Source organism: Pseudoalteromonas sp. 2CM41L (assembly GCF_023161905.1).
GTDB lineage: Bacteria > Pseudomonadota > Gammaproteobacteria > Enterobacterales > Alteromonadaceae > Pseudoalteromonas > Pseudoalteromonas atlantica.
Window position 1 is genome coordinate 1 of sequence record NZ_JALNTN010000018.1, and the last position, 12,179, is coordinate 12,179.

At 40.8% G+C, this 12,179-nt stretch carries 8 protein-coding genes; 4 read left to right on the top strand and 4 right to left on the bottom strand.

Annotated elements, in window-relative coordinates; all coding sequences use genetic code 11:
* Nucleotides 1-137: 137 nt before the first annotated feature.
* Complete coding sequence (gppA, locus tag MTF64_RS16920) at nucleotides 138-1,631, bottom strand: guanosine-5'-triphosphate,3'-diphosphate diphosphatase (RefSeq protein ID WP_248452077.1); 1,494 nt, start codon at nucleotides 1,629-1,631, stop codon at nucleotides 138-140.
* 44 nt (nucleotides 1,632-1,675) lie between these two features.
* Nucleotides 1,676-2,953, bottom strand: coding sequence for an ATP-dependent RNA helicase RhlB (gene rhlB / locus MTF64_RS16925; protein WP_024032051.1), 1,278 nt, complete (start codon nucleotides 2,951-2,953; stop codon nucleotides 1,676-1,678).
* A 91-nt stretch (nucleotides 2,954-3,044) separates the two neighbouring features.
* Here rhlB and trxA point away from each other — a divergent pair, with 91 nt between their 5' ends.
* Complete coding sequence (trxA, locus tag MTF64_RS16930; protein ID WP_004588957.1) at nucleotides 3,045-3,371, top strand: thioredoxin TrxA; 327 nt, start codon at nucleotides 3,045-3,047, stop codon at nucleotides 3,369-3,371.
* A 182-nt stretch (nucleotides 3,372-3,553) separates the two neighbouring features.
* Nucleotides 3,554-4,813, top strand: coding sequence for a transcription termination factor Rho (gene rho / locus MTF64_RS16935; protein WP_004588958.1), 1,260 nt, complete (start codon nucleotides 3,554-3,556; stop codon nucleotides 4,811-4,813).
* 221 nt (nucleotides 4,814-5,034) lie between these two features.
* Here rho and MTF64_RS16940 read toward each other — a convergent pair whose 3' ends face one another.
* On the bottom strand, nucleotides 5,035-7,848 hold the full coding sequence (locus MTF64_RS16940; RefSeq protein WP_248452078.1) for a tetratricopeptide repeat protein: 2,814 nt from the start codon (nucleotides 7,846-7,848) through the stop codon (nucleotides 5,035-5,037).
* 75 nt (nucleotides 7,849-7,923) lie between these two features.
* Here MTF64_RS16940 and MTF64_RS16945 point away from each other — a divergent pair, with 75 nt between their 5' ends.
* On the top strand, nucleotides 7,924-8,487 hold the full coding sequence (locus MTF64_RS16945) for a DNA-J related domain-containing protein (RefSeq protein ID WP_248452080.1): 564 nt from the start codon (nucleotides 7,924-7,926) through the stop codon (nucleotides 8,485-8,487).
* On the opposite strand, the gene dbpA is transcribed toward MTF64_RS16945, so the two are convergent.
* Complete coding sequence (dbpA, locus tag MTF64_RS16950; RefSeq protein ID WP_096740357.1) at nucleotides 8,488-9,876, bottom strand: ATP-dependent RNA helicase DbpA; 1,389 nt, start codon at nucleotides 9,874-9,876, stop codon at nucleotides 8,488-8,490.
* Between the two features lie 206 nt (nucleotides 9,877-10,082).
* Here dbpA and MTF64_RS16955 point away from each other — a divergent pair, with 206 nt between their 5' ends.
* Nucleotides 10,083-12,161, top strand: coding sequence for a TonB-dependent receptor (locus MTF64_RS16955; protein WP_096738906.1), 2,079 nt, complete (start codon nucleotides 10,083-10,085; stop codon nucleotides 12,159-12,161).
* Nucleotides 12,162-12,179: the final 18 nt, after the last annotated feature.

The window sequence follows — 12,179 nt, forward strand, 5'->3', positions numbered from 1 at the left end:
GTGGGGTCGCATTATAGGGAGATCCGAAAACAGATCAACCCTTTTTTGAAGAAAACTTGAAATAAATGACTGTTCGCGTGAAATTGAAGCAAAGTGGTTACTTTAAACACTAAAAAGGCCCTTACGGGCCTTTTATATTAGTTTACGATGAGTTTCCAACCGAGTTTACTTTGCAATTTAGACTCTTGTTGTAGCTCACTAGCCATAAGAGGGTGTTCTTTTAACCAGTTATTGGCAAACTTTAAGTCTAAGGTGTCTTTTTCTACAGATAACTCTATTTTAGGAAGTACGTCGTCTTGTCGGCGCATCGATAATATTACGGCAATTCTTAATAACCTAACTAAGTATTGGGTAAGTGTACTATGTGCACCAAGAACGTCGAAGCTGCCTTTTTGAATATCGGAGCGATGTGCATTAGCAACAGCTGCAATCACTTTATGTTCAGATTGTGAAAAACCCGGCATATCGGTGTTTTCTATAATGTAGGCTGTGTGCTTGTGATATTGCTTGTACTCTATTAATAAACCAATTTCGTGTAGTTGTGCTGCGGCTTTTAAAAGCGGCAACGCATTTTCACTAACAAGCGGCCAGCTTTCACCTACTTGTTCTGCCAGTTGAATAACTAAGCTCGATACCCGATTAGCTTGCTTTTGATCAACATGGTAACGGTCCATAAACCCATCAACAGTGCGTTTACGAATGTCGTTGTTATGAAGCTCGGGCACCATACTGTAAAGCACACCTTCGCGTAGTGCACCGCCAGCTAATCCCATTTTTTCAATTTCAAGCGATTCAAATAGCGCAATTAAGATAGCTAGACCAGATACAAAAACTAATCTACGCTCTTCGCTTAGACCAGGTAAGTCTAGTGCAGCGATAGTGCTAAACGTTATTGATTGCTCTTTTATTTTATTTAGCTTTTCTAGGGTGAGTAGTTCATCTAAGTGTTGCGCAACCATTATTTCTTGAATGGCTTGCACTGTGCCAGAAGCACCCGATGCAATTTGCCAACCTGCTTGTTTATACTCAGGGGCAATTTCATCAATAACTTCGTAGGCAGCTTTGATGGCAGCGTTAAAGTTTGCTTCACTTAATTGGCAATCTTTAAAATAGCGTTCTAAATAAGTAACACACCCCATATTTAAGCTTTTATAGTGTAGTGCCTCAAAGCCCTTACCTATAACGACTTCGGTACTTGCACCACCAATATCAATAACTAGCTGCTTGCCAGTGCATGATGAAGTGTGTGCTACGCCTTTATAAATAGTGCGTGCTTCTAGCTCACCACTTATTACATTAATAGTGTGGCCTAAGATTTTTTCTGCTTGTGCTTTGAAAACATCGGCATTCGTCGCAAGACGTAATGTGGCCGTTGCTACTATGGTTATATTTTGTTTTGGAATGTCTTGTAGGCGCTCAGCAAAAAGTGCAAGGCACTCCCAGCCTCGCTGCATTGCCTCAGTGCTTAATACGTTATCTTTATCAAGCCCTGCGGCTAATCTTACTTTGCGTTTAACGCGGCCTATAGTTTGTAGGCCGCCAGCAATTGATTTAGCAATTAGCATATGAAAGCTATTTGAGCCTAAATCAATGACTGCATACACATTTTTTTGCGGTTTAAATTGCCCCACCGTTCAAAAACCTCTAGTTACTACTACGTACAGTAACGGCCGAGTTACGACCGTCCTTTTTGGTAACTATTATTTGGGCGACGTCCGTTATTATTACTACGATTACGTGGGCCTGTAGAATAGTTGCGCTTTCTTTGAATAGTAGGCTTTGTTAAATCATCTAGCAATGCGGTTTTATCATAATGTGATAAAGGAATGCTGTGCTCTATATACTCTTCTATTTCATGCAGGTTATAAGCGTACTGCTCACATGCAAAGCTAATTGCATGACCTGATGCGCCCGCACGACCTGTACGGCCTATACGGTGAACGTAATCTTCACAATCATCTGGCAGGTCAAAGTTAAATACATGACTTACCTCAGGGATATGTAGCCCACGTGCTGCCACATCGGTTGCCACTAAAAAGTCTAATTCGCCTTTGGTGAATTGCGCTAATATAGATTGGCGTTTTTTCTGGTTTACATCGCCAGTGAGCATACCTACTCGGTGGCCATCGGCTTTTAACCAGGCATACACTGTTTCACAGCTGTGCTTCGTATTGGCAAACACAATGGCTTTCTCTGGCCATTCTTCCTCAATTAAAGTTAATAGCAGCTTAATTTTATCTTCTTGAGAAGGATGAAATAGCTCTTCTTTAATTCGCTTACCTGTTTTAACGTCTGGCTCGATTTGAACGTGCTCAGGGTTGGTCATATGTTCAAAGGCAAGTTCTTGCACGCGATAAGAAAGCGTGGCAGAAAATAATAGGTTTAATCTATCTGCTGTATCTGGCATACGGCGGAACATGTAACGAATGTCTTTTATAAAGCCTAAATCGAACATACGATCGGCTTCATCAAGCACAACTACCTCAATTTCATTAAGGGTGTAACAGCCTTGCTTGTACAAATCGATTAGTCGACCTGTAGTACCAATTAAAATATCAACGCCTTTTTCTAATTGTGCACGTTGTTTTTCGTAATCTTCGCCACCATATACTAAACCTAAGTTAAGATTACAGTGCGGCGCTAAAATTTTAGCATCTTTGTGTATCTGAATCGCAAGCTCCCGAGTCGGGGCCATGATCAGGGCTCTTGGATGTTTACTAGGTGCTTTGCTAGATTGTAATAACCGATGGCACGTGGCAGTTAAAAACGCCAACGTTTTGCCCGTACCTGTTTGTGCTTGGCCCGCGATATCGCGTCCGTCACAAATAAAAGGTAGGCATTTTGCTTGAATGGGTGTGCAATATTCAAACCCACTTTCGGTTAAACCGGCAACCACTTCCGGTGCGATAGCAAAGTCTGAAAACTTTTTATCGGTCAAATGTGTCTTAGTCATAGCGTTTAAGCATAACGTTTAAACTTGCAATAAGAAACAAGAGTGTTTAAATACGCACTAAATATTTCGCCTAACTAAATCGGAGAGCGCAATGAGCGAGAAAATAATCCAAATTACTGACGATAGCTTTGAAGCTGACGTATTACAATCAGACAAGCCTGTACTAGTAGATTTTTGGGCTGAGTGGTGCGGACCTTGTAAAATGATCGCCCCTATCCTTAATGAAGTAGCTGATGAATACGAAAGCCGTGTAACAGTTGCTAAATTAAACATCGACCAAAACGCGGGTACACCGCCTAAATTTGGTATTCGTGGTATTCCTACTCTGCTTCTTTTTAAAGACGGCCAAGTAGCTGCAACGAAAGTTGGTGCGCTTTCTAAAACTCAACTTATTGAGTTCTTAGAAAACAATATCTAAGTAAAAATTAAAAAAAAGGGCGTTTTTGCCCTTTTTTTGTGTTTATTTTGTATAAAGACTGGACGCTATGCCAGTGAACTGCTAGTTTATAAAGCCAACTAATCCTTAGTTATATTCAACAAACCTCACTCAACTATCAAAGCGATTTTGAGTATGACAATTGTAATAAAGAACCCACCAATATGCATTTACGCGAATTAAAAGACAAGTCTATAAAAGAACTTGTAAACTTAGCTGAGTCCATGGGGCTCGAAAACGTAGCCCGCTTAAGAAAGCAAGATATCATTTTTGCTATTCTTAAAGCACACGCCAAAGGCGGAGAGAATATCTTCGGTGGCGGTGTACTAGAGATTTTACAAGATGGTTTTGGTTTTTTAAGATCATCAGAAGCATCTTACTTAGCTGGCCCAGATGATATTTATGTATCTCCAAGCCAAATTCGCCGTTTCAGCATGCGTACTGGCGATTCTATTTCAGGGCTTATTCGTCCACCTAAAGATGGCGAACGCTACTTTGCTTTATTAAAAGTAAATGAAGTTAACTTCGATAAACCTGAAAACTCTCGCACTAAAATTCTTTTTGAAAACCTTACCCCACTACATGCAAACGAACGTTTTCGTATGGAACGCGGTAACGGTAGTAAAGAAGACATTACCGCTCGTGTACTTGATTTAGCATCTCCAATTGGCCGCGGCCAACGTGGTTTGTTAGTAGCACCGCCTAAAGCAGGTAAAACAATGCTACTGCAAAACATTGCACAATCAATTACTCACAATCACCCAGATGTTACATTAATGGTTTTACTTATTGATGAGCGTCCGGAGGAAGTAACCGAGATGCAACGCCTCGTTAAAGGTGAAGTTATTGCATCAACGTTTGATGAGCCAGCTTCTCGCCACGTACAAGTTGCAGAAATGGTTATTGAAAAAGCAAAACGTTTAGTTGAGCACAAAAAAGATGTGGTTATCTTGCTTGATTCAATCACCCGTTTAGCGCGTGCTTACAACACTGTTATTCCTTCATCAGGTAAAGTACTTACCGGTGGTGTTGATGCTAACGCACTGCACAAGCCTAAGCGCTTCTTTGGTGCTGCACGTAATGTTGAAGAAGGCGGTAGCTTAACAATTATAGCCACAGCACTTATCGACACGGGCTCTAAAATGGATGAAGTTATCTACGAAGAGTTTAAAGGTACCGGTAACATGGAACTACACTTAAATCGTAAGATTGCTGAAAAGCGTGTATTCCCTGCCATCGACTTTAACCGCTCTGGTACGCGTCGTGAAGAACTGCTTACTAAGCCAGATGAGCTACAAAAGCTGTGGATTTTACGTAAGATTGTTCATGAAATGTCAGAGATTGATGCAATGGAATTCTTAATTGATAAGCTTTCTATGAGCAAAACGAACGATGAATTCTTCGATTCGATGAAACGCCAATAGGCGCGTTTTCGTTATATAAAAAAAGCGCCTAGGGCGCTTTTTTTATGTTTAAACGAAATACCAATCGGCTTAGATATTTAGCCTTTCTAGCATACTAAATAAAGCGTTAATGGCGTTATAAATTTCTTATGTAGAACAACTAGGTGTCAAAACTTATGCCTTATGACCACTTTATTTATCTGTCGCTATAAATGTCTAATAACCTAACACGATTGGTATAATTAACTCTCGTTATATTTTTTAAGTACACGCTGTAATTCATCTACAAGCTTTTGAATGTGCTCTTTACTTTGGCTTTGTTTATTGAGTAAAGCCATATCGAGATTTTTAGCGGCCTTGGCAATATCGTCTAACGCAAACATTTGCGCAGCACCTAAAATACGATGGCTGTCTTTTTGTAGTGCCTCTAGGTCATTACTATTATGGTGCTGACTTATGGTTTCGCTTTCAAACGTGAAGCTTTGCTTAAAACTTGTTACTAAGTCGCTCATGTCTATCTTAGCTATATAGGCTGCCTCTTGTTTTGCTTCACCTAAATGCTGGGCAAGTGTGTTATAAAACGCGTTTTTATCTAATGGCTTACCTAAATACCCTGTAAACCCTAGGGCAAGATAATCATCAACTTCATGGCTCATTGCATTGGCCGTTAAAGCAAAAATAGGCGCTTGAAAGCCGCACTGTTGCAACAACGAAAACGCAGCACGCCCGTCCATAATAGGCATTTGTATATCAAGCAGCACGAGGTCTGGGTATATTTGTAGGCACTTCTCAACCGCTTGCTCGCCATTTTCTACCGCAATAACTTCAAGCCCCATAGAACGTAAATAACGACTTATGAGTCTGCGATTGTCGGGATGATCCTCAGCCAGTACTACACGCCCGGTTAACTGCTTAACCTGTTCAGCGGCGCTTACATGTTCGTACTCATCTAGCTCTTTTTCAACTTCTATACAGGGTAAAAACAGCGAAAACTGACTTCCGCGTTTAAACTCACTTTGTACGCTAATGTAGCCGCCCATCATAGAGGCTAACTGTTGAGACAAACTAAGCCCTAACCCGGTGCCGCCAAAGCGGCGACTAATACTGTTATCGGCTTGGCTAAAGCATTCAAATATTTGTTTTAGCTGTGATGAGTTCATGCCAATACCGGTGTCTTTAACTATAAAAACAAGCCCTTGCTCGGTTTTGTTTAAAGACACAACTACCTGCCCCGCCTGCGTAAACTTAACAGCATTAGCACATAAATTAATGAGTATTTGCTTCACCCGCATTAAATCGAGCTTGGTATAAAACGCATTGCCTACATGGTTATCAAAACGAATTTGTAAATGCTTCGCCTTAGCCTGCGTAATAAACATGGCATGTACATCGCTAACTAGCTGCACTATGTCAAAGCACGAAATATTAAGCTCTAATCTGTTTGCTTCTATTTTACTTAAATCGAGTACGTCATTAATTAAACTTTTTAAGTGATCGCTATGTCGTTGAATTATTTTTAATTCATCTTGTAGGTTTTCAGGCTCGTACAAACCATTAATTAAATCATCTGTTTGGCCTAAAATAGCGGTGAGCGGGGTTCTAATTTCATGGCTAATATTTGCCAAAAACTGGCTTTTAACATCATTTGCTTCTCGTAGCTCTTGGGCAATAGCTTGTAGCTCTGCTGTACGCTGCGCAACTTGTTCTTTTAATAACTGCTTAGCACGCTTTTCGGCGCCCCGACGATAAAGCGCGGTGCCCGTTACAATCACTAAAAATAATAAAACAAAAATAAAAACCGTAAGCTGCGAACGTTGGCTCATTTTTAACTTTTGTACTTTTCGTTCTTGCTTCAGCTTTTGAATTTCTTGATTTAACTGAGTAGCTTTAAATTGATTTTGTAATACAGCTAAGGCGCTGGTAATTGTTTCGCTATTTATACCGCGCTGCTCTGCTACAAACTTTTCGTGCAGAGTTAATGCCTCAGCGTAGTTGCCTTTGCTTGCCTCTAGGAGCGAGCGTGTACCAAAAGCATCGCGCTTTATACGCACACTATTATATTGTGTGGCCAAATCGGTTGCTTTATCTAGGCTTTTTTGCGAATCAGCAAGCTCGCCTCTCACAAATTGTATTTTAGCCAGTGCATGTAAGGCGTTAAGCTCTAAGCTGTGATTAGCAATTTTAAGGGCATTTTGCACCCCCAATTTAGCTTGCTCGTAGGCAACATCCACGTTATTAAGAATTAAATTGATGTTTGCTAAATTAGTATATTGGGTAGATAACTTATTATAATCATTGGTAGAAATATAATAGCGCAGTGCCATTTGGTAATAATGCAGCGCTAAATCAAATTGCGAACTTTCGTAGTAAGCAACCCCTAAATTATTGTTAACTTGCGCTATGCCGCTGGTATCAGCTAATTTTTGATAAACTTTAAGTACTTCTTTATAAAATAAAATGGCGCTTTCGTAACGTGATAACCTAATGTACACCCCTGCTATATTTAGCAAAATATCAGCTTGGTCTTGAGCACTGCCCTTTTTCTCATAAATCTCTTTTGCTTTTAAATAATATTCGAGCGTCAGCTCCATATTATTCATTTCGAAGTACGCTAAACCAATATTACTTAGCAGGTTTGCAAGCTCTATTTGCTTATTGTTTTTTTCAACAATCACCATGGCGCGGCTATATTCAACAATAGCTTGCTGAAAATATCCCTGAAAATAAAACACAACGCCTTGCATTTTAATGGCTCTAAAGTGCATATCTGGTAGGTAGTTTAAGGAAGTGTGCTGTTCTAATTTTTTAAAATACAGCAGGGCATTTTCAAAATCATCTGAGGAGAAGGCTAAATCGGCAAGTTCAGAATACACACTGACCTTTTGGGATTCTGTGATATTTTTTGCTTCAAGCAGCGCATTACCGAGCGTGAGTTTTACGTCCCACTGCTGCTCTTTTTTAAATTCATCAAATAAAGATACACTATTTTGAGCAAAGCTTGGCAGTATGAACACACAACATAAAACAAATAAAAGGCACTTCAATTTGCCTTGCATAATATTATTCCTTCAAACTTTAGCTTTAGTCAGTGTAATCTTTATTGAAGATACACAACAAAACGAGTGCAAACAATGCTTAACCCCCTGATTGATGAGATTTTTGAGCTACTTTTAACTCAGCGTGTTTGGAAAGTTCATACCTTAGCTGCAACGCTCGCTCAACAAGGGGTGTTACCACCTTTAGATGCAAACCCTGAGCAAAATTTATTTAAAAAGAATTTTTTAATTATGAATGCTTTATTTGAGCTGCAAACACAGCTATTACCCAAGCACTTAATTATATCGTCATTACATATTGAACTTACAGAGCCAAGTAGCAATGTAGCAACGCAATCCCATTTAAAAAGTTACTATTTAAACTGGGAAAACTACGACACCAGTGCCAAAGACATAGAGGCATTATTAGATAGTTTTTGGCAGCAATTTAACCCACTAATTAAGCAACCAGTTGAGCAAATTGAGCCATTACTTAAGGCTTGGCAACTACCGCCAAACTTTAGCCTGGGTATGCTACAAAAGCGCTGGCGGCAATTGGCATTAAAACATCATCCCGATAAGCAAACTGGGAGTGCATGTCAATTTAGACAAATAAGAGCCGAGTATGAGCAGCTAAAGCTAGCTGCTCAAAACAGGTAATTAACGGGTAAGGCGACGGGCACGAATTTTACGTCCTTTAATATTGCCCTCGGTTAATTTACGTAGCGCAGGTTTTGATGCATTGCGCTCAACGGCTACAAAGGCAACGTTATCGAGTACATTTATTTTACCTACTTGGCGTCCTGCAACACCATCTTTGCCAGTAAGTGCACCTAAAATATCACCAGCGCGCACTTTTTGCTTTTTGCCCGAGTCGATCATTAGGGTAACCATTTCAGGCTTGTAAGGCGGCTTTTCTAATAAACTAAAAGCTGGCATTGGCTCTGGCAAAAAGTCTCGTTCGTAATGGTCGCCTATTTGCGCCACTTTAAACTGCTCAGCCTCACCGTAAATAGAGCACGCAATGCCTTTTTTACCCGCTCGGCCTGTACGCCCTACACGGTGCACATGGGTTTGTGGGTCGTGTGCTAAGTGGTAATTTATTACCATATCCATGTCGTCAATATCTAAGCCACGCGCGGCAACATCGGTAGCAACTAATATTGAGGCGCTCTTATTAGCAAAATGAATTAACGTACGCTCGCGATCACGCTGCTCTAAATCACCGTGCAACGCCACTGCGCTAAAGCCTTCACTTGCTAAATCATCACAAACTTGTTGTGTTTCTACCTTGGTATTACAAAAAACAACACAGCTTTGCGGTGTAAATTTAAGCAGTAATAATTTAAGTGTTGAGTAACGCTGTTTGTTGTTATCCATTTTGTAAAAGTATTGCTTTATTGTGCTTTTTTCTTGCTCTTCTTCTACTTTTATCATCTCTGGATTTTTTAATACGCGCTTTGCAATCGCTTCAATTGCACGCGGAAAGGTTGCACTAAATAACAACGTTTGACGATTTTGCGGTATGCGCTCAATAATGGCATCAAGGGTATCTTGAAAACCCATATCGAGCATTTGATCTGCCTCATCAAGTACCAGCGTTTCAACGTCGTCTAAACGCAGTGTACCTTTACGAATATGATCGTCTACTCGCCCAGGTGTACCCACAATAATGTGCGCGCCATGCTCAAGCGAGCCTATTTGTGGGCCAATAGAAACCCCGCCACACAAGGTTAAAATTTTAATATTGTGAATACCGCGGGCAAGTTTACGCATTTCTACCGCCACTTGCTCAGCCAGCTCGCGCGTTGGACAAAGTACAAGCGATTGAATACGAAAACGTTTTACATTTAATTTAGCTAACACACCTAAACTAAAAGCAGCAGTTTTACCTGAACCGGTTTTTGCCTGTGCAATAATGTCTTTACCTTCAAGTACAGGTGGCAGGCTTTGCGCTTGTACAGGCGTCATTTGCGAGTAGCCAAGTGTTGATAAATTATCAACTAAACCAGCAGGTAAAGCCAAAGATGAAAATGCAGTAGAAGTCACAATAAATTCCAAAATAATAAAAACAACACAGGGCTTAGCCCCAAAATATGGCTCTATAATAGCAGAATTCAGGTTAGGCAACCATTAATACCCGATGTGCATTATTTTACGATGCGTTAATCCTTGTTAATAAAAAAGTTGCAAATGATACTAGTTTTCATTAAGATCCTCGAAAAATTTTAACACCCTAACACTGGATGTAATTGATGAAACTAAACTCACTGTACGTAGCACTTGTTGGTGCCATTAGCACAAGCGCCTTTGCCGCCCCTACTGACCTAGAGCGAATTGAAGTTAAAGGCAGCTATTTCAACGACTACAAAGTCGACAACGCCAACGGAGCAATGAGAACATCAGCGTCATTGTTAGAAACAGCGCAATCAGTCACTGTTATTAGCGATACAATAATTAGCGAGCAATTAGCAACCACACTTGGCGAAGTGCTTACTAACGATGCAAGCTTAACTGCCGGCTCTCAGCAACGTAACCGTGAAGTATTTAACTTACGCGGCTTTGAACTTAGCTCTTCAACAGGCTACTTACGTGACGGGCACCAACATTGGTCTCACTACCAGCAACCGATTGAAATTCTACAACAAGTAGAAGTTATTAAAGGCCCATCAAGTATTTTATACGGACAATCAGGCCCAGGCGGCTTGATTAACATGGTGACAAAAAAGCCTACGGCAACTACATTATTTAACGCCAGCGCAGATGTAGACCAACATGGCTCTACCCGCTTTATGCTAGACGCGGCTGGTGCACTTACCGACGCTGAAGATTTACGCGCACGCGGTATTTTAGTAAAACAAGATGTTGATTATTGGCGCGAATACCAAAACGGCGAAAACCGTGAACGCGATCGTTTTTTAGGTGCTGTAATTGTTGATTACGATTTAAGCGACAACGCATTAGTACGTGTACATTACGACCGCACAGACGACGAAGCAGGCCTTGATACAGGTGCTTGGATAGATGACAACGCCAATGTGATTGGCGATGACAAAACTATTCGCGATATGTCTTGGGCATTTACCGACATAACAGTAGAAAACTTAGGCGTAGATTTTGAAGTGTACTTAAACGATCACTGGCAAGTTAAGCTTGGTTACAACGAGCAAACATTTGAGCGCCAGCGTTTTGAGTCTGCACCTCGTAAGCCAAGCACATTCGTAGAAGGCGATAGCTATGAGTCACGCCCTTACGACCGTTTTGACGATTGGCAGTTTAAAACCGCATTTATTGATTTTGTTGGCGAATTTAAAACCGGTAGTTTACAACATCAGTTTTTAATTGGTGCAAACTCGCTAGATTACTATTACGGACAACGCCGTACATCAGCAGAGTATTTTGATTTTGCCGCTGGCCAAAACGAGCCAAGCCGCCCAACAGTAAGCTATAAATCAGATGATACTATTAGCGAAACTGAATACGACTACTACGGTATTTACGTTCAAGACTTAATTACTTTCTCGCCACAGTGGCAAGTATCATTAGGTGGCCGTTACGATGAGCAAAATAGAGAAGGCGCAGATAACGAGTCGTTCGTACCAAAAGTAGGTGTGCTTTATCACCCTAACCCTTCTGCGACTATTTATGCTAGCTACTCAGAAGGTTTTGAGCCACAAGGTAGCGATACATTAGTAAGCGAAACTGACATCAACAACGGTATGAAGCTTGATGCTGTTACCTCTGAGCAAAAAGAGATTGGTGTTAAATGGCAACTATTTGATGACCGCCTAATGTTAAGCGGTGCTGTATTTGATATTAGCAAAAAAGGCACCTTAGTAACCGAAGCACTTGAAGTGCCAGTCGGCGAATTTACCTCTGAAACAAACCAAGTAGGCGAGCAACGCCATAAAGGGCTTGAGCTAAGCGCGCAAGGTGCAGCTACCGATCGCTTATTTGTTATGGCATCAACTATGTACTTAGATGCAAATTTTGAGCGTGACGAAGACCTACAAGGTAAACGCCCCACTGATGCTCCTAAATGGTCTGCATCACTTTGGACTCGCTATGAGTTAAACGACACCATTGCATTTAATGCCGGTGCATTTTATGAAGGTGAGCGCTTTGCCGATAGTGCAAACACAGTAGTAAAAGATGCTTACACACGAGTAGATGTAGGTGCAACTTACAAACTTAAAGTAAGTAAAACCGATGTAAACCTTCGTTTAAACATTGAAAACCTATTAGACGAAAACTACTTAGGCGGCGGTGGCTTAAACAACGTTACCGTGGGCGAAGGCACAAATGTACGCCTAGCAGCTCAATTTAGCTTTTAATTTATAAAACTTATACTT